Below are 25,343 nucleotides of genomic sequence, written 5' to 3'. Positions count from 1 at the left end.
AGCCGGCTTTGCTGTGCAAAGCCCCGAGCTCTCGCGGCAACGAACACAAGCAATTGAGGGAGGATATTATTTGTATGTTTGAAATCGATCTGGAAAACGAATCGTTGGCGCGAATTAAAGTCATCGGCGTCGGCGGCGGCGGAAGCAACGCAGTGAATCGAATGATCGAATTCGGCCTGAAGGGCGTCGAATTCATTACCGCGAATACGGACGCGCAAGCGCTCCAAACGGCCAAGTCGGAAACGAAGCTTCAACTGGGCGAAAAGCTGACCCGCGGCTTGGGTGCGGGGGCCAATCCCGAGGTAGGCAAAAAAGCGGCGGAAGAGTCGCGCGAAACGATCGTCAACGCGCTACGCGGCGCCGATATGGTGTTCGTCACGGCGGGCATGGGCGGCGGTACGGGTACGGGCGCGGCTCCGGTCATCGCGGAGATCGCGAAGGAGTGCGGCGCGCTGACCGTAGGCGTTGTTACGCGGCCGTTCACGTTCGAAGGCCGGAAGCGGGCCGCACAAGCCGAGCAAGGCATTATGGCATTCAAAGAAAAAGTGGATACGCTGATCGTCATTCCGAACGACCGGCTGCTCGAGATCATCGATAAGAAAACGCCGATGCTCGAAGCTTTCCGCCAAGCGGACAATGTCCTTCACCAAGGCGTCAAAGGGATTTCCGACCTGATCGCGGTACCAGGACTCATCAACCTCGACTTCGCCGATGTGAAGACGATCATGACCGAGCGCGGATCCGCGCTGATGGGGATCGGTGTGGCGACGGGCGAGAATCGCGCGGCCGAAGCGGCCAAAAAGGCGATCATGAGCCCGCTGCTCGAAACGTCGATCGACGGCGCGCGCGGCGTATTGATGAACATCACCGGCGGCGTCAACTTGAGCCTGTACGAAGTGAACGAAGCGGCCGACATCGTCGCTTCCGCCTCGGATCCGGAAGTGAACATGATTTTCGGCGCGGGCATCGACGAGAAGCTGACCGACGAAATCGTCGTAACGGTTATCGCCACCGGCTTCGAGCACAAGCCAGCCCCGGTCCAGCCGCAGCGTCGCGCTCCGGGAATCGGCGGGGCGGAGTCCGTCGACAAGCCGTCCGGCCTGCGTCCGTTCGGAAGCCAGCCTTCCGGCGACCAGCTCGACATCCCGACGTTTTTGCGCAATCGCGGCAAAAACAATCCGACCGGCCGCTAATCCGCACGGGTTCCGGCGCGAGTCGCGCAGCATAACGCGCAAAGAGTGGTTCACCGCATTTTTTTTGAACGTGTCGTCCGTCGAACGGGGCGCGATTTCAAAGAAAGAGCGGGGAACCGCTCTTTTTTCTTGCGCCGTTCGCCTCTCGTTCGAGTCCATCTGACGAAAATCGCCGACAATCCGCAAGCGGGAATCGCCGCCGGCCGCGCTCCGACAGATCGGGCCACGAATCTTTGGCCGTTTCCGCCAACGGCACCGTACTTTTGCACCACGCCGCGGCTCCGATCCGTTGTGGCGTCTTCGCTTAAAATTTCGCTAAAAAAAGACGCTCCGGAGTGACAAGTTTAGACAGACTTTGAAATATGCTTACTATATACTAAAAACGATTTCGAAGATGCCCATGCGATTCCGCAGGCCGCACCCCGCGAAGCGTACAGGCTTCCGGGAGCCTCGGGTCGCCGCACTCGATTTCGTCGCGGGGCGGGAGGAGACGCACATGATCGTTTATCCGGATCTGATCTTCCTGACCAACCTGTTGATCGACGGCGCCATCTTGGCCGTTACGGCCCGCATCCGCCATATTCGTCCGCGTTTTTGGCGTCTCGGCGCTTCCGCCATGCTCGGCGCTTCGTACGTCGTCATGATGTTGGTGCCTTCCTTATCATTTATGTTTACGCTCGTCGCGAAATGCTTATTTTCCGCAGCGATGATTTGGATCGCGTTCGGATTCGGCGGCCTGCAAACGTTTTTGCGCAACGCCGGGACGTTTTACGTCGTCAGCTTCGCGGCGGCGGGCGGGATGTTCGGTCTTCATTATTTGCTGCAATCGCCTGGCGACGTGATGAACGGCATTCTCGTCACCCGCTCGGGCGGCTTGGCTTACCGGATTCATATCGGTGCGCTTTTCGTCGCGTTCACGCTCGTGCCGCTGCTCTGGCTGTTCCGAACCGTCTTCGTTAGCGCGAAGCGGAAGCGGGACATGACGCACTACTTGGCCGAGGTGCGGATCCGGATCGACGAGCACGAGTCCGTGTGCACCGGGCTGATCGATACGGGCAATCAGCTGTACGATCCGCTGACGCGGACGCCGGTCATGGTCGTGGAGGCGACCCAGTGGGGCGAGGTGCTGCCCGAAGCGTGGATGCGCCGCATCCGGCAGTCCGAGGTGGATCAGCTCGTGGCGGCGATCGGTACCGACGACTCGTTCGTATGGCAAGACCGTCTCCGCCTTATTCCGTACCGGGGGGTGAACCGCGGAACGCAATTCATGCTCGCCTTGAAACCCGACAAGGTGGTGATCGTCCATAACGAAACGGAAATCGTCAACGTAAAAGTATTGGTCGGGCTGGACGGCGGCAAGCTGTGCGCCGACGGATCGTACCAAGCGATCATTCATCCGAATTTGGTGCAAATGGAAGCGTGAATCGTCCCCCGCACGGAGGCGTGCAGCGTCGAATAAAGGGCGAGTAAGCCCATGTTTTGCTTACGATGCAGGCTTTTCTTCGAAAAGCCCGGTGAATGCTTACGATGCAGGCTTTGCTCCCACAAAGCCCTCAGGAGGTAACCTATGCTTCTCAAGTGGAAACTGATGATGCACTTGTTCTATTACCGGCTTCTGTTCCTGCTCGGTCTGAAGAGCGACGAAATTTATTACATCGGCGGAAGCGAAGCGTTGCCGCCGCCTCTGACGCGCGAGGAAGAGGAGTATTTGCTGGAGAAGCTGCCTTCGGGCGATTCGGCGATCCGGGCGATGCTGATCGAGCGCAACTTGAGGCTGGTCGTCTACATCGCCCGCAAGTTCGAGAATACGGGCATCAACATCGAGGATTTGGTGTCGATCGGAGCGATCGGGCTGATCAAGGCGGTCAATACGTTCGATCCGGAGAAGAAGATCAAGCTGGCGACGTATGCGTCGCGCTGCATCGAGAACGAGATCCTCATGTATTTGCGGCGGAACAGCAAGGTGCGGACGGAGGTGTCGTTCGACGAACCGCTCAACATCGATTGGGACGGCAACGAGCTTCTGCTGTCGGACGTGCTGGGCACGGAGAACGATACGATTTACCGGAATATCGAGGAGCAGGTCGACCGGAAGCTGCTGCACAAGGCGCTCGACAAGCTGACGGAGCGGGAGCGCATCATCATGGAGCTGCGCTTCGGTTTGCAGGACGGAGAGGAGAAGACGCAGAAGGACGTCGCCGACATGCTCGGCATTTCCCAATCGTACATCTCCCGGCTGGAGAAGCGCATCATCAAGCGGCTGCGCAAGGAGTTCAATAAAATGGTGTAGAAGAGAAGCGTTCCACGGCTTCTCTTTTTTGCCGTTTATCGGGCGGAAGGAGATCGAACGGAGAGTAGGCGTTAAGCGGTTTCAGCGACGTTTCCCGAACGTGCGTTCCTGTCCGCAAGCGCATAAAAAAAACTTCCAGGGAGATAATTAACAGTAATGTTTCTCCTTGGGAGGTATTCACGTTGACCCGAAATAAAGTCGAGATCTGTGGTGTTGATACTTCGAAACTGCCTGTTCTGACCAACGCGGAAATGCGGGAATTGTTCGTGCAGCTTCAGACGCAGAATGAACGAGCAGCAAGAGAGAAATTGGTAAACGGCAATTTACGGTTGGTCTTAAGCGTCATCCAACGTTTCAATAACCGCGGCGAATTCGTCGACGATTTGTTTCAGGTCGGGTGCATCGGGCTCATGAAGGCGATCGACAATTTCGATCTGAGCCAAAACGTCAAGTTTTCGACGTATGCGGTACCGATGATCATCGGGGAAATCCGGCGCTACTTGCGCGACAACAATCCGATCCGGGTATCCCGGAGCTTGCGCGATATCGCCTACAAGGCGCTGCAGATCCGCGACCAGCTGACGAACTCCAATTCGCGCGAGCCGACCGTCTACGAAATATCCGAGGCGCTGAACGTGCCGAAGGAGGACGTCGTCTTCGCCCTCGACGCGATCCAGGATCCGGTCTCGCTGTTCGAGCCGATCTACCACGACGGCGGCGATCCGATCTACGTGATGGATCAAATCAGCGACGAGCGTAACAAGGACATTTCATGGATCGAAGGCATCGCGCTCCGGGAAGCGATGCGCAAGCTGAACGAACGGGAAAAAATGATCTTATCGATGCGCTTTTTCGAAGGGAAGACGCAAATGGAAGTGGCCGACGAAATCGGCATTTCGCAAGCGCAAGTGTCCCGGCTGGAAAAATCGGCGATATCGCAAATGCAAAAGCACGTCAAAACGTGAAGCCGGCGCGACGGCCGTCCCGTACGGGAGCATCGATCGCGCATACCGCAAGCCGTCGATCGACGGCTTTTTTTAATGATGCGGCGGGCTAGGGTGCGGGTTTTCCGTCGGGCCCGGAAATATACAGCTTGTCACGCCCAAAGAGCAGGACATTTTGCCCCGGGGGCACATATAATGGGAGTAGAGCGGATAAGATAAGCTCCCAATTTTGCGATTCGTGGTGATTCGCTTTGAAAATATCGGATTTTCAATCGAAGGACGTCATCAATATCGTCGACGGCAAAAAGCTCGGGCAAGTGAGCGACCTGGAGCTCGATTTGCGCCAAGGCCGCATCGAGTCGATCGTCGTGCCGAACCAGAGCAAATTTTTCGGTTTTTTCGGGAACGGGACGGACGTCGTCATTCCGTGGCGAAACATCGTGAAGATCGGCATGGACGTCGTGCTCGTCAAGCTGGACGACGCCCGCGCGTACCGGGTCGAGGGCGAGGGCGAGTCGTCGTCCGGCGACTACGGCAGGGCGTACCGCTGAATCGCGGCGGGAGCGAATGCGGGAACCGGAGCCGGCCGTCGTGCCGGCTCGTCCTCCGGTCGGCTCGAGCCGGATATGGTATACTGGTATCCGAAGGGAGAGGACAAGCATGGCATCGTTCCGATTGACGGAAAGGCCGGGGGAGCCCGCCTTTTTTACGATAGATCGTTGGGAGCGGGAGTACCCGTTCGTCACGGCAGGATTTACGACGCGGAAAGGGGGCGTCAGCGGCGGCAGCCTCGCGTCGCTCAACTGCGCGCTTCACGTACAGGACGACCCCGCACACGTCGTCGAAAACCGCAAGCGGCTGGCGTCGGCGCTGCACGTGCCGTTCGAGGCGTGGACGTGCGGGGAGCAGGTGCACGGCGACGTCGTCACCGTCGTGACGAAGGACGAGCGCGGCAGAGGGCGTGCGGAGAGAGAGGACGCGCTGCCGGGCACCGACGCCTTGATTACCGACCGGCCCGGCGTCTGGCTGACTTCGTTTTACGCGGATTGCGTACCGCTTTACTTGTTCGACCCGGTCCGGCGAGCGGTGGGCTTGGCCCACGCCGGCTGGAAAGGCACGGTGCTGGAAATCGCCGCCCGCACGGTGGAGGCGATGACGAAGACGTTCGGCTCGAGCCCGGCGGACGTACGGGCGGCGATCGGGCCGTCGATCGGCGACTGCTGCTACGAGGTGGACGGCCACGTCATCGGCCGGATCGACGAATGCCTGGACCGCCTCGGGGCGGACGAGTCGGTGCGCCGGACCGTCTACCGTCCCGCCGAAGAGCCGGGCAAATCGATGCTCAACTTGCAAGAAATGAATAGACAAATTATGATAAAAGCAGGAATATTGCCGACGCATATCGAAATATGTGGGATGTGCACCGGCTGCCGCACCGACTTGTTCTTCTCCCATCGGAAGGAGAAAGGATCGACAGGCCGGATGGCGTCGTGGATCGGACTGGACATGCGGTCGTCGGCGCCCGGATCGTAATCGCGACGACGGACACGATCGCCCGGACAGCCGGCCATCGGCGATTAGGCGCCCCGCCGGGGCGGTCTCGGAAAGGGTTGGACAAGATTGAGCATGCAGGAACGAATTCGTCTCGTCGAGTCGCGGATCGCGCAAGCGTGCGAGCGAAGCGGCCGCAGCCGCGAGCAGGTGAACGTCATCGCGGTCACCAAATACGTCTCGCTGGAGACGGCGCGCGCCGCCGTAGATGCCGGACTGCGCCATGTCGGGGAGAACCGCTGGCAGGACGCGCAGGCGAAGTGGGAATCGATCGGTACGGATGCCGTATGGCATTTTATCGGACATTTGCAGTCGAATAAGGTCAAGGACGTCGTCGGGAAATTCGCGTACATCCATTCGTTAGACCGGCTTTCGCTCGCCAAGGAATTGGATCGGCAGGCGGAGAAGCAGGGCATTACGGTTGATTGCTTCGTGCAGGTGAACGTGTCCGGCGAGGAATCGAAGCACGGCTTGGCGCCGGAGCAGCTCCTTCCGTTTGCGGAGCAGCTGGCCGCTTATCCGCGCATCCGCGTCGTCGGCTTGATGACGATGGCGCCATACGAAGCGGAGGCCGAAGCGACGAGACCCGTATTCCGCGGACTCCGGGAGCTGCGCGACCGGCTCAACGCGTCGGGCGCGCTCGGATACGGCGTCGAGCATTTGTCGATGGGCATGTCGGGCGACTTCGAGGTGGCGATCGAGGAAGGAGCCACATGGATCCGGCTCGGTACCGTTTTGGTCGGCAAGGAAGGGTAGCGTCGATTGGCCGCCCGGCGATAACGGACGATGTTGAACGGCAGCACGAATGAAAACGATCACGAAGGAGGACAATCGTAATGGGAGTTATGAATCGTTTCTTGAATTTTGTCGGACTGCAGGACGAGGAAGAAGTGATCGAGCAGCGCGAGACGCGGATGCCGGAAGAAACGGAGGAACATGAAACCGTTCCGGCCGAATCGCGTAAATCCAATAAGGGAAATATCGTAAGCATCCATTCCCAACGCAACGTCCGCGTCGTATTGACCGAGCCGCGCTCGTACGAGGAAACGCAAGATATCGCCGACCATCTCCGCTCGCGGCGCCCGGTCGTCGTTAATTTGCAGCGCGTGCGGACGGATCAGGCGATCCGCATCGTCGACTTTTTGAGCGGAACGGTGTACGCCTTGAACGGGGGCATCTCCAAGGTAGGACCGAACATTTTTCTGTGCACGCCCGATTCGGTCGAAATTCAAGGCGCCATTTCGGAAATGCTTGACGAACAGGACGAAATCCACAGATCGAGGTGAATGCATTGAGTCAGGCAACGATCGAATCCATTATCGGGTACATCGGCCAACTCGGAACGGTATACACGTATTTGATCATCGCTTACGTGCTCCTTTCTTGGCTGCCTAACGCCCGCGACAGCTTCATCGGCGAAATATTGGGCAAGCTCGTCGAGCCTTACTTGTCGCCGTTTCGCCGGTTTATTCCGCCCATCGGCGGGATGATCGACATTTCTCCGATCGTAGCCCTGATCGCGCTTCGCTTCGTCATCGTCGGCTTGCAGGCGGTCGTCGCCTACTTGCTCAACTTATTCGGGTAAGCGCTCATGACGAACGAGCTGTATTCGCATTTTCACCCCGACGAACACCGGTTCGTCGATAAAGCGCAGGAGTGGGTCCGCCGGGCGGCCGAGCAGCATGCGGTCAAGCGGACCGATTTTTTGGATCCGAGACAAGCGTTCATCGTGCAGTCGCTCGTCAACCGGAGCGGGGACGTCGGACTCCGGTTCGACGGCGGGTATGCGCAGGCCGAACGCAAGCGGGCGATTTTGACGCCCGTCTACCGGGACGCCGATGCGGAGGATGCCGACATCGGCCTCTTGGCCGTTACGTCGGACGACGCCAGACTGTCCCAGCTCGATCACGGCGATTACCTCGGCTCGCTGCTCGGAGTCGGCATCAAGCGGGACAAAATCGGCGATATCCACGTGGGGCCGGACTATTGCCATTGCCTGATCGCGAACGAGATCATCGATTTCGTCCGGCTCAATCTGCAGCAGGTGCACCGGGTGCACGTGTATACGGAAACGCTTCCGCTCGACCGGCTGCGGCCGATCGTGCCCGCGCTCGAGGAAATGAATTTGACCGTGGCTTCGCTTCGTCTCGACGGCATCGTCAGCGACGTATACCGGCTGAGCCGGGCCAAAGTGCTGCAGCCGATCAAATCCGGCCGGTGCAAAATCAACTGGAAGCCAGAGGAGGATCCGTCGAAGCCGCTCAAGGAAGGCGATGTCGTCTCGTTCCAAGGATTCGGACGGTTCCGGCTGCTCGAGGTCGAAGGCGAAACGAAAAAAGGCAGAATTCGGCTGAAAATTGGCAAATTCGTGTAATATCGTTGCAGGATTTTCGGCGTTCCCGTCGAAAGGTGTATATCGGGATTACGGGCCGGATGCATCGGTCATCACAACCAGGAGGTGCGCCAATGCCTTTGACGCCATTGGACATACATAACAAGGAGTTCGGCAAACGTCTTCGCGGCTACGACGAAGACGAGGTGAACGAATTTCTCGATCAGATCATTAAAGATTTCGAAATGTATATAAGAGAAAATAAAGAGCTTCAAAATCAGGTCGCGGCGCTCCAAGAGAGGCTCGACCACTTCGCCAACATCGAGGAGACGCTCAGCAAGACGATCATCGTCGCCCAGGAAGCGGCGGACGAGCTTCGCAACAATTCGAAGAAGGAAGCGCAGCTGATCATCAAGGAAGCGGAGAAAAACGCCGACCGGATTATCAACGAGTCGCTGTCCAAGTCGCGCAAAATCGCGCTCGAAATCGAGGAGCTCAAAAAACAAGCGTCGATTTACCGGACCCGGTTCCGGACGCTCGTCGAAGCGCAGCTCGAGCTGCTGAGCGGCGATCAGTGGGATTCGCTCGAAACGAGAGAGGCGGAACGGGAATAAGCGCGCTTCCTTCCGCCTCCGGCGGAAATCCCGTTCCGGCCGTTGACTAGAACGGCGGCGTTCGGTTATACTGATGAACAACAGACCGCCGACCAGCGGTTGTTTTTCTTCCAGGGCGATCACGACAAGTCGAAATCGTTAACCATGCGATGACCGGGACGAGTACATCCGGAGTGGCGGAACCAGCGAGTCGGGAGACGGTGCAAGCCCGACATCCGAGCCGGATCGAACATCACCCGGGAGCGTCTCTCGAACGCAAGCTTGCCAAGCTTGCCAGTAAAGGGAACGGGAGATCCCGTTACAGATCGTGCGAGTGAATGCGGCGTCACCGTCCGGCCGACCGGAAGGCGAACGTATGCGCATTTATGAGGGTGGTACCGCGAGAGCAGCCTCTCGTCCCTTAGTGGACGGAGGCTTTTTTGTTTTCCTTTTTCAACTATCGTGAAGGAGCGGGTGACGATGGATTACGGCAAAACGTTAAATTTGCTGCAAACCGATTTTCCGATGCGCGGCAGCTTACCGCAGGCCGAACCGGCGATGCAGCAATGGTGGGACGACATCGACATTTACGAGAGAGTGAGGGAGCATCGCAAGGGCAGCCCGACTTTCGTGCTGCACGACGGGCCTCCGTATGCGAACGGCGACATTCATATCGGCCACGCGCTCAACAAAGTGCTGAAAGACTTTATCGTCCGCTACAAGTCGATGCGCGGCTACGACGCTCCGTACGTTCCCGGCTGGGATACGCACGGGCTGCCGATCGAGCAGGCGATCACCAACAGCGGGAAGGTCGACCGGAAACAGATGAGCGTGCTCGAATTCCGCGACTACTGCAAGCAATATGCGCTCCAGTGGGTGGAAAAGCAGAAGGCCCAGTTCCAACGGCTCGGCATTCGAGGGGATTGGAAAAATCCATACATCACGCTGAATCCGGAATATGAAGCCCGGCAAATTCGCGTATTCGGCGAAATGGTGAAGAAGGGGTACATTTACAAAGGGCTGAAGCCGGTCTATTGGTCGCCTTCGTCGGAAAGCGCACTGGCCGAGGCGGAAATCGAATACCGCGAGAAGACGTCGCCTTCGATTTACGTCGCCTTCGACGTGAAGGACGGCAAGGGCAAGCTGCCGGAAGGCTCCGCCATCGTCATCTGGACGACGACGCCGTGGACGCTGCCGGCCAACTTGGGCATCAGCCTTCATCCGGAGTTCGATTACGTGCTTGTGGAGACGGGCGGCAAGCCATATGTGATCGCCGAAGGGCTGCTGGATGCGGTTGCGAAAGAAATCGGCTGGAGCGACGTCACGAAGAAGGCGACGTTCAAAGGGGCCGAGCTCGAGCTCGTCACGTGCCGCCATCCGTTCTACGACCGCGAGTCGCTCGTCATTCTCGGCGAGCACGTGACGCTGGACGCCGGTACGGGGTGCGTCCATACGGCGCCCGGACACGGCGAGGACGACTTCATCGTCGGGCAGCGCTACAATCTGGGCGTCCTGTGCCCGGTCGACGATCAAGGTCATTTGACGAGCGAAGCGCCCGGCTTCGAGGGCGTTTTCTACGACAAGGCGAACAAGCTCATTACGGAGAAGCTGGAGCAATCGGGGCATCTGCTCAAAATGGGCTTTATCCAGCACCAATATGCGCACGACTGGCGGACGAAAAAGCCGGTCATCTACCGCGCGACCGAGCAATGGTTCGCTTCCGTCGACAAGTTCCGTCAAGACATGCTGGACGAAATCAAGCGGATCGACTGGACGCCGGAATGGGGCGAAGTGCGGCTGCACAACATGATCGCCGAACGCGGCGACTGGTGCATCTCCCGCCAGCGCGTCTGGGGCGTGCCGATTCCGATCGTCTACTGCCGCAGCTGCAACCATCCGCTCGTCAACGATGCGACGATCGACAAGATCGCCGGCATGTTCGAACGGGAAGGCTCGAACGTCTGGTTCGCGAAGGACGCGAGCGAGCTGCTTCCGGAAGGCACCGTCTGCCCGGAATGCGGACACGGCGAATTCCGCAAGGAAACGGACATCATGGACGTCTGGTTCGATTCCGGCTCGAGCCATGCCGCCGTGCTGGAGACGCGTCCGGAGCTGCAATGGCCGGCCGATCTGTACTTGGAGGGCTCCGACCAATACCGCGGCTGGTTCAACTCCTCGCTCATCACGGGCGTCGCGGTGCGCGGCCAAGCGCCGTACGAAGGCATTTTGAGCCACGGCTTCACGCTGGACGGCGAAGGACGGAAAATGTCCAAGTCGATCGGCAATACAGTCGATCCGAACCAAGTGTGCGGCAAGCTCGGCGCCGACATTTTGCGGCTGTGGGTATCGTCGGTCGACTACCAGGCGGATCATCGGATTTCCGACAACATATTGACGCAAATTACCGAGGTATACCGGAAAATCCGCAATACGCTGCGGTTTTTGCTCGGCAATTTGAGCGGGTTCGATCCGGCGGCCGACCGGGTGCCGTTCGACAAGCTGAATGAGCTCGACCGGTTCGCGGTGATCCGGCTCAACCGGATGACGGAAAAAGTAATCAAGGCGTACGAAAACTACGAATTCCATCTCGTCTATCAGGCGGTGCACCATTTCTGCGCGGTCGAGATGAGCGCCTTCTACCTCGATATCGTCAAGGACCGTCTGTACGTGAGCGCGCCGAACGATCCGGCCCGCAAGGCGTGCCAAACCGTATTATACGAGGCGTTAACGGTAATAACTAAGTTGATCGCTCCGATTTTGCCCCATACGGCGGACGAGGTGTGGAAGCATACGCCGGCGGCGGGCGCGCTCAGCGTCCAGCTGACCGACATGCCGACGGCGGACGTATCCGTCTACGATCCGGCGTTGGAGCAAAAATGGGAGAAGCTGACGGAAGTGCGCGACGAAGTGCTGAAGGCGCTCGAGGCGGCGCGCAAAGACAAAATGATCGGCAACTCGCTCGGCGCCAGCGTACAGTTGTACCCCGACGCGGAAACGGCCCATTTGCTTGCCCGATTCGCGGACTTGGACCAGCTGTTCATCGTCTCGGCGGTGAACGTGAAGGAGCCTGGCGCAGCCGTACCGGAATCGGCGATGAAGCTGAAGGGGCTATCCGTACTCGTGGAAGTGGCGCAAGGGGAAAAGTGCGAACGGTGCTGGGTCGTCACCCCCGACGTCGGCCGCGACGAGGAGCATCCGACGCTGTGCGGCCGGTGCGCGCCGATCGTCAAATCGATGTAAACGACGTCCGACGGGACGCGACGATGCGAACGTTCATTCATGGAGAGCCGGTACGCCGGTTCTCCATGAATGCTATTCGCGGCCTGTAGCCTGAATAAAAGGAGGGATTCGTATGACGATGGAAGATGCCAAGACGGAATCGAAGGCGATGGAGGAATTGAACGAACGGCTGAAAAAAATAGCCGATCAGATGGAGAAAACGCAAATCGCCGACTACGTCATGCTGCTGAACCGTCCGAGACGGCTCATCTTCATCAACCTGTACTCGGGAATCGCCCGGGGGGTCGGGATCGCCATCGGGTTTACCGTGTTCGCGGCATTGATCGTCTATTTTTTGCGCATGCTCGGGGCGCTTAACTTGCCGATTATCGGCGACTTTATCGCCGATATCGTCAAAATCGTGCAGGTACAGCTGGACGGCCGGGCGTATTAACGGCCCGACCGATCCGACTGCCGCCTAAATTAACGCCCGTCATCGTCATCGAAGTCGCGGTATGGATCCGGCTCGAGCAGCGGGTCGCCTTCGTTCTTGTTCATATATTCCCGATATTGACGATTTCGGACGACGGTGACGTGCTGGCCGTACAGATCGGTGGCGACGAAGCTTTCGTACGATTCGACGAAGCCTTCGTTCTCGTCGGCCTCGATATACAGGTTGTTGTAATCGTGCACCTCGGGATCCTCGGCCATCGCCGGACTGCTGGAGTTGCCCCAGCTCTCGACGATTTGCCAAGCGTCCTCGCCGTCGAACTGGTTTTGCTCGGGCAGCTCGTCCAAGCTCGTCCGTCCGAACGGAGGCTCGAGCAGGCGCTCCTCGACCGGGCGGCGCTGCGAAATGTCGCGGTCGGGCACGTGATCGATGCAATATTCCGTCGAGGGCATCGCCTGCAGACGCTCGAACGGGATGTCGCGTCCGCATATCGCGCATACGCCGTACGTTCCTTCATCCATTCGTTCCAGCGCGTCCTTCACGTCCGACAAATGATGCTCCTCGTGCTCGTTCAACGCGATATCTTTGCCGCGCTCGAACGTCTCCGAGCCGATATCCGCCGGATGGTTGTCATAGCTGGACAGCTCGCCGGTCGTCGCGCTCAGCGGATCGGCGGCGCCGAAATGGTCGTTTTGGTCGAGCCGGCGCTCGAGCGATTGTCTCTCCTGAAGAAGCGTTTCGCGCAGCTCGGAGAGTTGTCGGTTGCTTAGTGGGCTCACGGGTCGATCGTTCCCCTTTCCTGCAACGATTGTCGGTAACAGCCGATACGTATATCGTTTGCCATCGGCGCCGAAATATGAAATCCAACATTTATTAGCCGCATCGGGGGAGCCGTTTCGTTATTGGACGGGCGGGCGAACGCTGTGCTACAATGCGAGGTATCGGACCTAAAAGTGGCCAGGGAGGACTGCAGTTGATCTATTACGTATACGCGCTTATCGTATTCATCCTCGATCAAATCACGAAGCGGCTCGTCGTCGTTTATATGGAGGAATACGAATCCCGATCGGTGATCGGGGACTTTTTCATGCTGACGTCCCATCGCAACAGGGGGGCGGCCTTCGGCATTTTGCAAAACCAGCGGTGGTTTTTCATTATCGCCACGACGATCGTCGTCATCGGCATCGTCTGGTATTTGCAAAAGCTTCGCAAAAGCGGCGAACCGAAAAAACTGTTGAAAACGGCGCTCGGCCTGCTGCTCGGCGGCGCGATCGGCAATTTTCTCGATCGGGCTCTGTTCGGGGAAGTCGTCGACTTCATGCATTTCCATTTCGAGTTTTCGTTGCTCGGCGCGGACGTCGACTACGATTTCGCGATATTCAATTTGGCCGATTCGGCGATCGTCATCGGGGTAGCGCTCATTTTCCTCGACTCGCTGCTCGTCTGGCGCAAAGAAAGAAGAGGGCTGGCTCATGAGCACCAAGATCAAGCTTAACGAATCCGCGGAGTACGAAGACAACGACGCCGTTCACGAATGGACGGTCGGCGCCGGCGAAGCCGGAGAGCGGGTGGACAAATACGTGACCGAGTCGTTCGAGGACGACGTCTCCCGCTCGCAAATCCAGCAATGGGTCCGCAATGGCGACGTGACGGTCAACGGCGTCGCAGTGAAGCCGAACTTCAAGCTGTCCGCCGGCGACCGGGTCGTTCTGGCCGTACCCGATCCCGTGGAAGTGCATATCGGCCCCGAGCCGATTCCGCTCGACGTCGTCTACGAGGACGGCGACGTCATCGTCGTCAACAAGCCGCGCGGCATGGTCGTCCATCCGGCTCCCGGCCATTATACCGGCACGCTCGTCAATGCGCTGCTCCATCATTGCCGCGACTTGTCCGGCATTAACGGGGTTTTGCGGCCGGGCATCGTCCACCGGATCGATAAAGATACGTCGGGACTGATCATGGCGGCCAAAAACGACAGCGCGCACAAGTCGCTCGCCGAGCAGCTCAAAGCCCACACCGTAACGCGCAAATATACGGCCGTCGTCCACGGCATCGTCGCGCACAACCAGGGGACGGTCGACGCGCCGATCGGCCGCGATCCGAGCGACCGGAAGATGTATACGGTGACGGACAAGAACAGCAAGCATGCGGTGACGCATTTTATCGTGGTCGACCGGATCAAGGACTATACCGTCCTTCAGCTGAAGCTGGAGACGGGCCGGACGCACCAAATCCGCGTTCATATGAAATATATCGGCCACCCGCTCGTCGGCGACCCGATGTACGGACGCAGCAAGGGAAATCCGATCGACGGACAGGCGCTTCACGCCGGCGTGCTCGGCTTCGTCCATCCGACGAAAGGCGACTACATGGAGTTCGAAGCGGAGCTTCCGGACGACATGAAGCATTTGCTCGAAGTGTTGAAAACGTTGTGACGCTTACATACGGGGAGGGTGCATCGGTGGAGCATTTGGTCAACGCCGCGGTGCAAAACATTCAAATATCGGGCATCCGCAAAATTTCGAATTTGGTCGCGACGTACAAGGATGCCATTACGCTGACGATCGGCCAGCCGGACTTTCCGACGCCGGGACACATCGTCGAAGCGGGGAAACAGGCGCTCGATCGGAACAAGACGGTCTATACGCCGAATGCGGGGCTGCCCGAGCTGAGACGGGCGGCTTCCGCTTTTGTCGAGCGCAAGTACGGTCTCGTCTACGACCCCGAGCAGGAAGTGATCGTAACGGCCGGGGCGAGCCAAGCGCTCGACATTACGCTGCGGACGATAATCGGTCCGGGCAGCGAAGTCGTTTTGCCGGGGCCGATTTACCCGGGGTACGAGCCAATCGTGCGACTGTGCGGCGGAACGCCGGTGTACGTCGATACGCGGAGCAAGGGATTCAAGCTGACGGCGGAGCTGCTGAAGCCCGCGCTGACGGAGCGGACGCGCGCGATCGTGCTTTGCTACCCGTCCAACCCGACAGGGCGCGTCATGGACGAAGCGGAGCTGGCGGCAGTGGCGGACCTTCTGCGCGGGCGGCCGATCTTCGTCATCTCCGACGAAATTTACAGCGAGCTGACGTACGGCGTCCCGCACCGATCGATCGCGGCTTTGCCGGGCATGAAGGAGCGGACGATCGTCATCAACGGGCTGTCGAAGTCGCACTCGATGACCGGCTGGCGGATCGGCTTTACGTTTGCGGACGCGGCCATATCGAAGCATATGCTGAAGGTGCATCAATACAACGTCACGTGCGCCAGCTCGATCAGCCAATATGCCGCTCTCGAAGCGCTCACGGCCGGCTTCGACGACGCGCTGCCGATGAAGCGGGAATACGAGGCGAGAAGAGACTTCGTTCACGCCAGGCTTCAACGGATCGGGCTGGAAGCGGACAAGCCGGAAGGGGCGTTTTACTTGTTCCCGTCGATCGGCCGATTCGGACTGACCTCCATGGACTTCACGATGCGGCTGCTCGAGGAGGAGCGGGTCGCCGTCGTGCCCGGCGACGCCTTCGGCGAATACGGGGAAGGCTACGTCCGCATCTCGTACGCGTATTCGATGGACGTGCTGGAGCGGGCGCTGGATAAGCTGGAAACGTTCGTTTCGAGGCTCGGCTAAAAAAATTTCCGGGTGCCGTCGTTTTCTCTGCAACCTTTTATCCGGATCGTCCGTTAGTAGGGGCGGAAAGCCAAAAATCGGAATCGAAGGGGAAATGTGACGATGGTAAACGCGAAGAAAAAATGGCTGGTCGCAGGGGTAGCCGCTCTTGCGCTGACGACGGCGCTGTACGCCCGCAGCATGCCGAGCTTGGGGCCGACATCGGTATACGCCGCGGAGCAGACGGCTGCGGCGAAGGTCATTACCGTCAACGGAACCGGCGAAATGACGATCTCGCCGGACGTCGCCTACATCAGTCTCGGCATTCGCACGGAAGCCGAAACGGCCAAGGACGCGCAGGCGGCCAACGCCGAGGCGTACACGAAGCTGCGCGCGGTGCTGTTCGACACGTACAAGCTGGCGGAGAAGGACGTCCAGACGTCGGGCTTCCGCGTCCAGCCGGAATATACGTATACGGACCGCGATCCGAAAATCAAAGGCTATAGCGCGACGCAAATGCTGCAGGTGACGTACCGCGATCTCGACAAGCTCGGCACGTTCCTCGACGCCGCTTCGGCCGCCGGCGCGAACCAGATCGAAGGCGTCCGCTTCAGCACCGAGAAGGGGCAGGAATACGAGCTGCAGGTGATCCAGAAGGCGATGGACAACGCGAAGGCGAAAGCCGAAGCGATCGCCAAGTACGCCGGCAAAGAGCTGAAGGGCATCGTAGCCGTCAACCAAGGCGGAGGCGTGGCGATCCCGTCCCAATACAGCAACATCGCCTTTGAAGCGAAATCGGCCGCGATGGACGCGGCGGGTGCCCCGACGAGCATTTCGACGGGCGAGCTGAAGGTGACGACGAACGTGACGGTGCAGTACGAATTTTAATCGGCAGCATGTTGAAAACCCCGATCCGGCGACGGATCGGGGTTTTGCGCGTTTGACGCAACGCTATTCCGAGGCAAGAGGAACGCCGCTTTCCTCGCTTTGTGTTTCGCCATGCTAGAATCCCCATTCGCACATGTGCGTCAGCACGGGTGCGAGCGTGCGCCCGTGCTCGGACAGCGAATATTCGACCCGCGGCGGAACTTCCGGATAGACGAGGCGCGTCAACAGGCCGTCCCGCTCCAGCTCCCGCAGCTGACTCGAAAGCGTTCCCTGCTTGACGTTGGGAATGAGCCGGAATCGGTATCGAGATAACGTTCGAAACAAGCGAACGAGCTCCGGCCGCTACCCGTCGTCCTCGAGAACGAGCCGCAGCGTCGCTTGAGCGGCACCGACGAGCCGTTCGTCGCCCAGATCGTGCCCGTACAGCAGCAGAAACATCGTCGTATGGGCTGCCCGCACGCGGGCGTAGGCGAGCGTCGCTTCGTCCGTTTCCCCGTATACCGCAAAAAAACGGCTTCGTCCTTCCGGAGGCAGGAAGCTGTAAACGAAGGCGAGGTCGGCGGCCGCGTGGCCGACATGAAGATCGCCCCAGTCGATGACGGCCGACAGAACGCCTTCTTCGTCGACGAGCACGTTGCGGAAATGGAAATCGCCGTGGACGAGCGCCGGCGGATGCGCCGGCTTTTCGTATCGGCGCATCCGCTCCACGATCGCATCGATCGGGTGCGGGTCGGACCACAGTCCGAGCGCGATCGCCTTATCGCGATTGACGGTCAGCTGGGCGAGCCGTCCGTCGGGCTCGAGCCGTCCGATCAAGTCGCCCGGCGCCCCGAGCCGGAACGCTCGTTCGACCGGGAACCGGTGCAGCTTCGCCATAAATTCGGCTAGAGGCTCTGCCGAGCGAACGCGCTGCTCGCGCGTAATCCCGAGCGCCGCGAAGCCGTCCAGGAACGGGTATCCGGCGAACGGCCAAGCGTAGTCGTCCGTCGGCCTCCCGATGAAGAGCGGGACCGGCACGGCCAGCGGCAGCCCGTCCCCGACGATTTCCGGAAGAAGCGCGCATTCCCGTTCAAGCAGCGAGACGGCGACGGTCCGTCGGGGGAAACGGAAAACGTACCGGTCGTTGACCCGGTACACCATATTGTCGAAGCCTTCGCCCAGAAGATGAACGGAGACGGGCGCAAGCTCGGGGAACTGGGCTTCGATCAAGGCGGCGGCTTCGGTCTCCGTGACGATTCGTTCGGCCGACCACGGTCGAGTCATGCAAGGACCTCCCGAATGTTATGATGGCGTTCTCGATACCACTATATCAGAATCGGCTCGTACGGGATATGGCGCAACCTCTGAAAGGAAGACAGATCGATTTTAAAATACAGGTATGATATAGGTTCTCTTTCTTTCATCGTTATGCTACAATTTGAAATGAGAGCGGTTACAAGAAAGCGTGCCGCCGTCCATTCCGAAGGAGGCGATCCCGTCGCCCGTTACAACCGGGTATGCTTCGCAGATGCAGCCCAGATGCTCCATCGTCGAGACGCATACGAACGTTCAATCGAAGGAGGAATGAATCGTGAACCGGAATCGAAAAGCGACAAAATGGGTGGCGGCGGCGCTAGCCGTCTGTCTGGCGCTCGGCCCCGCATGGAGCGCATCCGCCTCGTCGAACGCCTGGTACGACACGTATTTGACGGCGGAAAGCAATCTGGGGGACGATTACTATGCAAGCGATGACAGCGGGTTACTGGCTTGGGGCGAAAGCTATATACTGGACAGCTACCTCGATCTGTACGGATTGACGAAGGACGCGTCCTGGCTCGACAAATTCGTGACGCATGCCGATACGGTCGTCGCGACGGCGGACGATATCGACAACGACGGCTATTTGGGCTGGAGCAGCCCCCGATATACGCCCGTCGAAGACGACAACTGGGATTTCGAGGACGCTTCGAGCACGGACAGCACGCTTCCCGCGCACTGGACCCGCTTTCAATCCACATCCTCCACGGCGCTGCGAACGACGGACCATCCGCCCCAGACGGCGGGGAGCTATGCGGTCGAAATTCGGACGGAATCGACCGGGACGAAATGGCAAAGCTTGTACCAGCAGCTGAATACGTACGAACCGGATACGCTGTACGTCCTGCAATTTTACGGCAAGACGAACGGATCGGCGGCCAAGGGACGGGCATACTTGCGGGATAAAACGACCAATACGATTTTGTGCACCGTTCCGTTCGAGAATACGGCGTGGGAGTACAAGACGACGGAATGCCGGACCCCCGCGGCGACCGGACACGTGCTCGAAGTGTGGCTTGGCCATCAGACGTATACGGTGCCCAACGGAAAAGCGTTTTTCGACAACGTCAAGGTGAGCGCGAAGCTGCCGTTCATGGTGCACGACGGCGTCATCGGCACGTCGATCGCCAAGTTCGTGCGGCTCATCCATCAGAACGCCTCTCTGCAGCCCGCGTATTCGGCCAAAGCGAACGGCTACCGGACGTTTCTCGAAAGCCATATCGTACCGCGCTGGGAAAACAGCAGCTACATCGGCAACACGTGGGCGCCGCTCTCCTCGACGACGGGGATGTACAAGCAGTCGGCCAACTTCGACGCGTTCTCGCATACGGCGACGTGGACGTATTTGCCGTACAATCAGGCGCTGGCGTACGCGAATTTGCTGATCGTCCTGTACGAGGTGAACGGCAACGCGACGTATTTGGATAGGGCGAAGCGCGTCGGGCAATATTTCAAAAACGCGCTGACCGCGAACGGAACGGCGTACAATTGGAACTACGCCTACTACGCCGCGACGGTGGAGGATACGTCTCACGCCAACGTCGATCTCGGGTTCGTGCTGGACATGTACCGGAACGGCCAAATTTTCACCGGAGCGGATATGGACAAATTCACGAACACGTTGACCGACGTCATGTGGAACGGCTCGACGACGGCTCCGACGCTGACCCATTACGTGAACGGCACCGGGGCGACCGATTTCAGCAAATATATGTCCAACTGGACGGAGCTCGGCCAGTTCGCCATGGGCGTATTCCCGATCGCGGCGGGGCAGTATAACGGCTTCACGCCGACGAATACGGCCTACTTGCTGACGCTCGCGCGAATCATGAAATGGGACCGGTCGAAAATCGTCAACCAAGGGTTCGAGCTGACGACCTCGACCGACACGACGCAGCCCGCCCAATGGAACCGGATCGGCTCGACGGCGTCGACCGCCTACTTGGACGCCGCCAACGCGTACGAAGGCAAGTACGGGCTGACGATCAAGGCGAACGGTTCTACGGCTCAGCAGGTAAATCAGACGTGGACGCATTGGCTGCCGTCGACCTCATACACGATGACGTTTATGGGGAAAACGGACGGAACGGGAGCGGGCGGCAAAGTGTACGTCAAAAACGAGACGACCGGCGCGATCATCGCCAGCCTGTCGTTCCACGATACGGCCTGGACGGCCAAGACGGTTACGTTCACGTCCCCGGCCAGCCCGACCGACGTCGTCCGCACGTACGTGACGAACGACAATGCGACGGTAACGAACGGCAAAGCCCACATCGACAACATCAAGCTGCGCGTATCGACGGACGCATGGTGACCGCACAGGCCGTTTCGAGCAGGTGCGGCAAAGCGGAAGCCCGTTTTCCGTCGTCGACATGCCGGCAAAGCCCCGATTGCATTCGGGGCTTTTTTGTTGATGAAATTCATGTAAAAAATTTTTGACATAATGTAATGTAAATGATATATTGTGTATAGAAAAATTTACATATTAAATTCGATTTCGTACATGGAGGAGATGTTCGGTGTCCTATCAAGAGAAGAAACAAATCGTATCGCTGTTCAGCGCGTTTTTGGTATTCGGAGCTTATTGTTGGATCGTGTACATCCGGTACAACGATATGCTTCCGGAAGGGACGGAGCTGATCCGGTTTTGGGGCGCCGCCATGTTGATTCTCGTCCCGGTCACGATGGTGGCGAGGTTGATCATCGAAATTTTGTTCATCGTCATCAACTGGCTCTCGACGAAAGAAGCGGCGCCTTCCTTCACCGACGAGCTCGACAAGATCATCGATTTGAAGGCCATTCGCATTTCCTACTTCGTATTCATTCTCGGTTTTTTTATGGCGATGGGCTCCCTGGTCGTTCAAACGTCGCTTACCTCCATGTTCGTCATCCTGTTTCTGGCCGGATTCACGGCCGACGTAGCCGGCATCCTCTGGCGGCTCCATCTTTACCGGAAAGGAGTATGACATGGTCAAGTGTCACATCAGCAACAACATTCGCACTCTGCGGTTCAACAAGAACGAGATGACCCAGCAGCAGCTCGCCGATCTGGTAGGTGTGACGAGACAAACGATCGTTGCGATCGAGAAAGGCAAATATTCGCCGTCGTTGGAGCTCGCTTTTCGCATTGCGCGGGTGTTCGACCGGCAGGTCGAGGACGTGTTCACTTACGAGGAAGTACGGGATTGACACCACAATAAAAGGGGACGACAAAATGAATTCCATCCGAAAGAGCTCGATCATTGTGGGAGTGCTGTTTCTCCTTGCCGCGGTTACGGCGGTCATCGGTCTCGTACTATACGATCCGATTTTGAACGGTCCGGATTATATGACGCGCGGCGCCGAACATGCGAACCGGATCATTCTGGGCGCGATCATGGAGCTGGTGCTGGTCGTATCGGCGATCGGAACCGCGACGACGATGTTCCCCCTTTTAAGAACATATAATGAAACGATCGCGCTTTGGCACGTTTGCTTCCGGTTTCTCGAAGCGGTCGTCATTACGATCGGCATCATCAGCGTCCTGTCGCTGCTAACCTTGAGCCGGGAATATGTAGCGGCTGGAGCCCCGGATATCGCATCGTTTCAGCCTTCGGGCACGGTATTGAAAGCGATCCACGACTGGACCTTTATGATCGGTCCGAACTTCCTGCTCGGGGTCAATACGATCATGTACAGCTATATTTTTTATAAATCCGGGCTCGTCCCGAGGTTTATTCCCGTATTGGGCATCACAGGCTCCATCCTTGTGTTTGCGGCGTCCTTGCTGGAAATGTTCGGCGTTTTTCCTCAGCTTTCGGTGTGGGGCGCGCTGATGTCGCTGCCGGTAGCGGCGAATGAAATGACGCTTGCGGTATGGCTCCTCGCGAAAGGATTCAACGAATCCGCCCTCGCTTCCTTAATCGCCCGGAAGAAGGCGAGGGAGTCCGGCGCTTCCGTATAAAAAAACAGTACAGCTATATAAAAAAGATCGCCGATACCCGCCTTCTTGGCCGGGATATCGACGATCTTTTGGCGTTTGGGCGGAAGCCGCTTCCGATCAACGCTCCTTCCGTGTCAGGAACGCCTTGAAGGCGAACACCGGGAGGACGAGCTGGCGGCGCCAGCGCGACGGGTTGGACAGCAGCCGGTGCAGCCATTCGATATTGAGCTTGATCCAGATGTCCGGGGCGCGCTTCGCCTTGCCGCCGAGAATGTCGAGGCTGCCGCCGACGCCCATGACGAGCTTCGCGTTCAGCTTCGGCTTGTTGCGGTAAATCCATCGCTCCGCTTGGGGAGCGCCCATCGCCACGATGAGGAAGTCGGGTGCGGCTGCGGCGATTTCCTCCACGATGGCGGGTTCTTCGCTCGCGTCGAAAAATCCGTTTCGCCGTCCTGCGACCCGCACGTTCGGATACCGCGATTGAATCGTCTGAACCGCTTTGCGGCTCGTCTCTTCATCGGTGCCGAGGAAGTAGAACGACCACTTGTTCCGGTCCCCCAGCTCGAGCAGGCGAAGCAGCATGTCGTAGCCGGTCACGCGTCCGGGGACCGGGTTGCCGCGCCATTTCGCCGCGAGGACGATGCCGATACCGTCCGCCGTAATGAGTCCCGCTTCGTGCAAAATCCGCATCAGCTGCGCGTCCTTCGAGGCGGACATGACGATTTCCGGGTTGGCGGTCACGACATGGTACACGCGGCGCTCGGGGGCGTTCGCGATGTCGGTGAAGTGGCGGATCGTCTCGTCCATGTTCATTTTCGAGAACGGGACGCCCATAATCGTCACTTTGTCGATTGCCGGCTTCGGTTGCGCCGATTCGCTCATGCCGAATCCCCTCCGGTACGCAGACGTTCGGACTTCCAACGGAAGTACCGCGTTACCGTATCGATGGCGACGGGGATCGCCCGCTCGTCCGGCTCCAGCTTCGCGTGATGGAGGCCGTACGGCGTATCGACGCCGAGCCAGAACATGAAGCCGGGGATGCGCTCGAGCAAGTAGCCGAAGTCTTCGCCGGTCATCGCCTCCGAGCATTCGATCAGCCGGACCGGACCGGCTTCCCCCGAACCGCCTTCGCCGTCGAGCCAATCCATGAATTCGCGGGTGATCGCCTCGTCGTTGTATACCTGCAAATAGTTGGAGCCGTAGTCGATGTCCGCCTTGCATTCGAACGCCGCCTCCGTCCCCGCGACGATCGCCTCGATGCGCTTCTTGACAAGCTTCATCGTGTCGGCGGACAAGGTGCGGATCGTGCCCTCGAGCCGGGCTTTCTCGGCGATGATGTTCTGCTTCGTGCCTCCCTCGATTTTGCCGACGGTGACGACGGCCGCATCGAGCGGATTGACGTTGCGCGCCACGATCGATTGCAGCTGCACGAGCACATGCGCCGCGGCGACGACCATGTCGTTCGCGCGGTGCGGATAGGCGGCGTGACCGCCTTTGCCGGTCAAGTCGACGAACAGCTCCGACGTGTTCGCGAACAGAATGCCGGGGCGCGTCGCGATCGTGCCGACCTCGTACTCCGGCGCGATATGGAGCGCCACGATTTGATCGGGCAGCCAGTCGCGCAGCTCGTCGCTTTCCAGCATCGGCTTGGCGCCGCCCGGGCCTTCCTCGGCCGGCTGGAACAAGACGACGAGATCGTCCGCCATCGGCAGCTCGACGAAACGGGTCAGCACGCCGAGCCCGATCGCCATGTGCAGGTCGTGGCCGCAAGCGTGCATGAAGCCGGGATGGGTCGAGCGAAAATCGCCGGATGCGGGGGACGTCTCCTCCTCGATCGGCAGTCCGTCCATGTCGGCGCGGTAGCCGAACGTACGGCGCGGATCGGTCCCTTTCACCTTGACGAGAATGCCCGTCCGCCACGTGCGCACTTCGATCCGGTGCTGCGGCAGCTCGGCGATCCGGTCGAGCAGCAGCCGCTGCGTCTTGAATTCCTGGAAGCCGGGCTCGGGGATGCGGTGAAGCTGGCGCCGGATATCGACAAACGTTTGGAACGCCGTATTCATGTAGTCCTCCTTCGCAAAGGAAGCCAGGGGCAGGCCCCTGGCTCGTTGACTCGAACTCGAAACGCGCGGCTTACAGCTGGCGCAGCTCCTGCATAATTTCCGTCTTCGACTTCGTCTTGTCGTCGACTTTCTTGATGACGCGCGCCGGCGTGCCGGCGACGACGGTGTACGGCTCGACGTCCTGCGTCACGACCGCGCCCGCGGCGACGACGGAGCCTTGTCCGATGCGCACACCTTCGAGGATGACCGCGTTCGCGCCGACGAGGACGTCATCCTCGATGACGACCGGCTGCGCCGAAGGCGGCTCGATGACGCCGGCAACGACGGAGCCCGCGCCGATGTGGCACATTTTGCCGATTTGCGCGCGGCCGCCGACGACGACGTTCATGTCGATCATCGTGCCGTCGCCGATCGAGGCGCCGATGTTGATCGTCGAGTTCATCATGATGACGGCGTTGTCGCCGATCGTCACTTTGTCGCGGATAATGGCGCCCGGCTCGATGCGCGCGTTGATCGGCTTCAGGTCGAGCAGCGGAATCGCCGAGTTGCGGCGGTCGTTTTCGATCTCGAAATCTTCGATCAGCGCTTTGTTGGCTTCGAGCGCTTGTTGAACGGCGGGCCATTCGCCGAAAAGGACGCCGCTCGCGCCGGAGACGAAGGCGCGGATGTCGGCGCCGAAGTCGGCTTGGTCAAGCTTGCCTTTCACGTATACTTTCACCGGCGTTTTTTTCGTGCTGTTTTTAATGAAGTTAATAATTTCCATCGTGTTCATTTCGGACATGGGACAGCATTCTCCTTTTCGACATGGGAATAAAACTATAACCCCTTTATAGCACAAATGGAAAGGGCAAGCAATGTCCGCGCCGCGCGGCGATCGAGGGGCCGTCGACCGGAACGGATTCGTCCGGCGGAATTGACGATTGACATCATTTGTCGAACGTGAGATAATCGTTTGGAACAAAATAGTGCCTTTAAGCCGGTCCCGTGAGGCTGGCAAGGTGGT

At 59.0% G+C, this 25,343-nt stretch carries 26 protein-coding genes, 1 pseudogene and 1 other annotated feature; of the genes and pseudogenes, 21 read left to right on the top strand and 6 right to left on the bottom strand.

What is annotated here, in order from left to right; genetic code table 11:
- Window positions 1–74: 74 nt before the first annotated feature.
- The 13 genes from ftsZ to DLM86_RS13940 all read left to right on the top strand — a co-directional run bounded on the left by ftsZ (window position 75) and on the right by DLM86_RS13940 (window position 12,576).
- The gene (gene ftsZ, locus DLM86_RS14000; protein WP_110840627.1) at window positions 75–1,193 is read left to right on the top strand and encodes a cell division protein FtsZ; all 1,119 of its coding nucleotides are present in this window, start codon (window positions 75–77) and stop codon (window positions 1,191–1,193) included.
- 496 nt (window positions 1,194–1,689) lie between these two features.
- Window positions 1,690–2,616, top strand: coding sequence for a sigma-E processing peptidase SpoIIGA (gene spoIIGA, locus DLM86_RS13995; protein WP_110840626.1), 927 nt, complete (start codon window positions 1,690–1,692; stop codon window positions 2,614–2,616).
- A gap of 144 nt (window positions 2,617–2,760) precedes the next feature.
- The gene (sigE, locus tag DLM86_RS13990) at window positions 2,761–3,483 is read left to right on the top strand and encodes an RNA polymerase sporulation sigma factor SigE (protein ID WP_110840625.1); all 723 of its coding nucleotides are present in this window, start codon (window positions 2,761–2,763) and stop codon (window positions 3,481–3,483) included.
- A 182-nt stretch (window positions 3,484–3,665) separates the two neighbouring features.
- On the top strand, window positions 3,666–4,448 hold the full coding sequence (gene sigG / locus DLM86_RS13985; protein ID WP_110840624.1) for an RNA polymerase sporulation sigma factor SigG: 783 nt from the start codon (window positions 3,666–3,668) through the stop codon (window positions 4,446–4,448).
- A 230-nt stretch (window positions 4,449–4,678) separates the two neighbouring features.
- Window positions 4,679–4,978: a YlmC/YmxH family sporulation protein gene (locus DLM86_RS13980; RefSeq protein WP_110840623.1), complete on the top strand. Its 300-nt coding sequence runs from the start codon at window positions 4,679–4,681 to the stop codon at window positions 4,976–4,978.
- Between the two features lie 109 nt (window positions 4,979–5,087).
- Window positions 5,088–5,960, top strand: a complete 873-nt coding sequence (pgeF, locus tag DLM86_RS13975) for a peptidoglycan editing factor PgeF (RefSeq protein WP_110840622.1) — start codon at window positions 5,088–5,090, stop codon at window positions 5,958–5,960.
- 87 nt (window positions 5,961–6,047) lie between these two features.
- On the top strand, window positions 6,048–6,734 hold the full coding sequence (locus DLM86_RS13970) for a YggS family pyridoxal phosphate-dependent enzyme (RefSeq protein ID WP_110840621.1): 687 nt from the start codon (window positions 6,048–6,050) through the stop codon (window positions 6,732–6,734).
- 80 nt (window positions 6,735–6,814) lie between these two features.
- Window positions 6,815–7,264 carry a cell division protein SepF gene (locus DLM86_RS13965; RefSeq protein ID WP_110840620.1) on the top strand — a complete coding sequence of 150 codons (450 nt, stop codon included), beginning with the start codon at window positions 6,815–6,817 and terminating at the stop codon, window positions 7,262–7,264.
- Window positions 7,265–7,269: 5 nt separating this feature from the next.
- On the top strand, window positions 7,270–7,563 hold the full coding sequence (locus DLM86_RS13960) for a YggT family protein (protein ID WP_245954580.1): 294 nt from the start codon (window positions 7,270–7,272) through the stop codon (window positions 7,561–7,563).
- A gap of 6 nt (window positions 7,564–7,569) precedes the next feature.
- A complete protein-coding gene (locus DLM86_RS13955) occupies window positions 7,570–8,352 on the top strand; it encodes a YlmH family RNA-binding protein (protein WP_110840619.1) in 783 nt (260 codons plus the stop codon).
- Window positions 8,353–8,444: 92 nt separating this feature from the next.
- Window positions 8,445–8,924: a DivIVA domain-containing protein gene (locus DLM86_RS13950; protein ID WP_110840618.1), complete on the top strand. Its 480-nt coding sequence runs from the start codon at window positions 8,445–8,447 to the stop codon at window positions 8,922–8,924.
- 140 nt (window positions 8,925–9,064) lie between these two features.
- Window positions 9,065–9,328 (top strand) — a binding site (T-box leader).
- Between the two features lie 55 nt (window positions 9,329–9,383).
- Entirely contained in the window at window positions 9,384–12,143 is a 2,760-nt protein-coding gene (gene ileS, locus DLM86_RS13945; RefSeq protein ID WP_110840617.1) for an isoleucine--tRNA ligase, read from the top strand.
- A gap of 148 nt (window positions 12,144–12,291) precedes the next feature.
- Entirely contained in the window at window positions 12,292–12,576 is a 285-nt protein-coding gene (locus tag DLM86_RS13940) for a DUF5665 domain-containing protein (protein ID WP_425453967.1), read from the top strand.
- A 29-nt stretch (window positions 12,577–12,605) separates the two neighbouring features.
- On the opposite strand, the gene DLM86_RS13935 is transcribed toward DLM86_RS13940, so the two are convergent.
- Window positions 12,606–13,352 (bottom strand): TraR/DksA C4-type zinc finger protein, encoded by a 747-nt coding sequence (locus DLM86_RS13935; protein ID WP_110840615.1) that lies wholly within the window; start codon window positions 13,350–13,352, stop codon window positions 12,606–12,608.
- A gap of 194 nt (window positions 13,353–13,546) precedes the next feature.
- On the opposite strand from DLM86_RS13935, the gene lspA reads away from it, so the two are divergent.
- The 4 genes from lspA to DLM86_RS13915 all read left to right on the top strand — a co-directional run bounded on the left by lspA (window position 13,547) and on the right by DLM86_RS13915 (window position 17,059).
- The gene (gene lspA, locus DLM86_RS13930) at window positions 13,547–14,068 is read left to right on the top strand and encodes a signal peptidase II (RefSeq protein ID WP_110840614.1); all 522 of its coding nucleotides are present in this window, start codon (window positions 13,547–13,549) and stop codon (window positions 14,066–14,068) included.
- Window positions 14,046–15,008 (top strand): RluA family pseudouridine synthase, encoded by a 963-nt coding sequence (locus DLM86_RS13925; protein ID WP_110840613.1) that lies wholly within the window; start codon window positions 14,046–14,048, stop codon window positions 15,006–15,008. Before lspA ends, DLM86_RS13925 begins: the two co-directional genes overlap by 23 nt.
- A gap of 26 nt (window positions 15,009–15,034) precedes the next feature.
- Window positions 15,035–16,192 carry an aminotransferase A gene (locus DLM86_RS13920; RefSeq protein WP_110840612.1) on the top strand — a complete coding sequence of 386 codons (1,158 nt, stop codon included), beginning with the start codon at window positions 15,035–15,037 and terminating at the stop codon, window positions 16,190–16,192.
- A gap of 102 nt (window positions 16,193–16,294) precedes the next feature.
- Complete coding sequence (locus DLM86_RS13915; protein WP_110840611.1) at window positions 16,295–17,059, top strand: SIMPL domain-containing protein; 765 nt, start codon at window positions 16,295–16,297, stop codon at window positions 17,057–17,059.
- Window positions 17,060–17,173: 114 nt separating this feature from the next.
- Here the strand turns inward: DLM86_RS13915 and DLM86_RS13910 are convergent.
- Together DLM86_RS13910 and DLM86_RS13905 are read right to left on the bottom strand one after the other, a co-directional pair.
- Window positions 17,174–17,353, bottom strand: a pseudogene (locus DLM86_RS13910) (winged helix-turn-helix transcriptional regulator); the annotation flags it as partial.
- Between the two features lie 48 nt (window positions 17,354–17,401).
- On the bottom strand, window positions 17,402–18,322 hold the full coding sequence (locus DLM86_RS13905; protein ID WP_110840609.1) for a phosphotransferase: 921 nt from the start codon (window positions 18,320–18,322) through the stop codon (window positions 17,402–17,404).
- A gap of 307 nt (window positions 18,323–18,629) precedes the next feature.
- Here DLM86_RS13905 and DLM86_RS13900 point away from each other — a divergent pair, with 307 nt between their 5' ends.
- The 4 genes from DLM86_RS13900 (at window position 18,630) to DLM86_RS13885 (ending at window position 22,298) form a co-directional block, all read left to right on the top strand.
- Window positions 18,630–20,669, top strand: coding sequence for a hypothetical protein (locus DLM86_RS13900; RefSeq protein WP_110840608.1), 2,040 nt, complete (start codon window positions 18,630–18,632; stop codon window positions 20,667–20,669).
- Between the two features lie 205 nt (window positions 20,670–20,874).
- Window positions 20,875–21,321 carry a hypothetical protein gene (locus tag DLM86_RS13895; RefSeq protein ID WP_110840607.1) on the top strand — a complete coding sequence of 149 codons (447 nt, stop codon included), beginning with the start codon at window positions 20,875–20,877 and terminating at the stop codon, window positions 21,319–21,321.
- A 1-nt stretch (window position 21,322) separates the two neighbouring features.
- Window positions 21,323–21,544 (top strand): helix-turn-helix transcriptional regulator, encoded by a 222-nt coding sequence (locus DLM86_RS13890; RefSeq protein WP_110840606.1) that lies wholly within the window; start codon window positions 21,323–21,325, stop codon window positions 21,542–21,544.
- A gap of 25 nt (window positions 21,545–21,569) precedes the next feature.
- Complete coding sequence (locus DLM86_RS13885) at window positions 21,570–22,298, top strand: DUF4386 domain-containing protein (RefSeq protein WP_110840605.1); 729 nt, start codon at window positions 21,570–21,572, stop codon at window positions 22,296–22,298.
- Window positions 22,299–22,394: 96 nt separating this feature from the next.
- Here DLM86_RS13885 and DLM86_RS13880 read toward each other — a convergent pair whose 3' ends face one another.
- From DLM86_RS13880 to dapD, 3 genes are all read right to left on the bottom strand, one after another.
- The gene (locus tag DLM86_RS13880; protein ID WP_110840604.1) at window positions 22,395–23,159 is read right to left on the bottom strand and encodes a WecB/TagA/CpsF family glycosyltransferase; all 765 of its coding nucleotides are present in this window, start codon (window positions 23,157–23,159) and stop codon (window positions 22,395–22,397) included.
- A complete protein-coding gene (locus DLM86_RS13875; RefSeq protein ID WP_110840603.1) occupies window positions 23,156–24,340 on the bottom strand; it encodes an N-acetyldiaminopimelate deacetylase in 1,185 nt (394 codons plus the stop codon). Before DLM86_RS13875 ends, DLM86_RS13880 begins: the two co-directional genes overlap by 4 nt.
- A 70-nt stretch (window positions 24,341–24,410) precedes the next feature.
- Window positions 24,411–25,121 (bottom strand): 2,3,4,5-tetrahydropyridine-2,6-dicarboxylate N-acetyltransferase, encoded by a 711-nt coding sequence (gene dapD, locus DLM86_RS13870; protein WP_110840602.1) that lies wholly within the window; start codon window positions 25,119–25,121, stop codon window positions 24,411–24,413.
- Window positions 25,122–25,343: the final 222 nt, after the last annotated feature.

Origin of the sequence: Paenibacillus flagellatus, assembly GCF_003217775.1 — a bacterium.
Lineage (GTDB): Bacteria > Bacillota > Bacilli > Paenibacillales > NBRC-103111 > Paenibacillus_AB > Paenibacillus_AB flagellatus.
The sequence above is the reverse complement of the archived record's forward strand: the minus strand, read 5'-3'. Positions and strand labels throughout refer to the sequence as shown.

Coding starts and splice junctions, on each gene's coding strand:
- ileS (WP_110840617.1), top strand. CDS start 9,384: ATGGATTACGGCAAAACGTTAAATTTGCTGCAAACCGATTTTCCGATG.
- DLM86_RS13965 (WP_110840620.1), top strand. CDS start 6,815: ATGGGAGTTATGAATCGTTTCTTGAATTTTGTCGGACTGCAGGACGAG.
- spoIIGA (WP_110840626.1), top strand. CDS start 1,690: ATGATCGTTTATCCGGATCTGATCTTCCTGACCAACCTGTTGATCGAC.
- sigE (WP_110840625.1), top strand. CDS start 2,761: ATGCTTCTCAAGTGGAAACTGATGATGCACTTGTTCTATTACCGGCTT.
- DLM86_RS13950 (WP_110840618.1), top strand. CDS start 8,445: ATGCCTTTGACGCCATTGGACATACATAACAAGGAGTTCGGCAAACGT.
- DLM86_RS13915 (WP_110840611.1), top strand. CDS start 16,295: ATGGTAAACGCGAAGAAAAAATGGCTGGTCGCAGGGGTAGCCGCTCTT.
- ftsZ (WP_110840627.1), top strand. CDS start 75: ATGTTTGAAATCGATCTGGAAAACGAATCGTTGGCGCGAATTAAAGTC.
- DLM86_RS13880 (WP_110840604.1), bottom strand. CDS start 23,159: ATGAGCGAATCGGCGCAACCGAAGCCGGCAATCGACAAAGTGACGATT.
- DLM86_RS13940 (WP_425453967.1), top strand. CDS start 12,292: ATGGAGGAATTGAACGAACGGCTGAAAAAAATAGCCGATCAGATGGAG.
- DLM86_RS13955 (WP_110840619.1), top strand. CDS start 7,570: ATGACGAACGAGCTGTATTCGCATTTTCACCCCGACGAACACCGGTTC.
- DLM86_RS13925 (WP_110840613.1), top strand. CDS start 14,046: ATGAGCACCAAGATCAAGCTTAACGAATCCGCGGAGTACGAAGACAAC.
- DLM86_RS13885 (WP_110840605.1), top strand. CDS start 21,570: ATGAATTCCATCCGAAAGAGCTCGATCATTGTGGGAGTGCTGTTTCTC.
- DLM86_RS13875 (WP_110840603.1), bottom strand. CDS start 24,340: ATGAATACGGCGTTCCAAACGTTTGTCGATATCCGGCGCCAGCTTCAC.
- DLM86_RS13905 (WP_110840609.1), bottom strand. CDS start 18,322: ATGACTCGACCGTGGTCGGCCGAACGAATCGTCACGGAGACCGAAGCC.
- dapD (WP_110840602.1), bottom strand. CDS start 25,121: ATGTCCGAAATGAACACGATGGAAATTATTAACTTCATTAAAAACAGC.
- DLM86_RS13890 (WP_110840606.1), top strand. CDS start 21,323: ATGGTCAAGTGTCACATCAGCAACAACATTCGCACTCTGCGGTTCAAC.
- pgeF (WP_110840622.1), top strand. CDS start 5,088: ATGGCATCGTTCCGATTGACGGAAAGGCCGGGGGAGCCCGCCTTTTTT.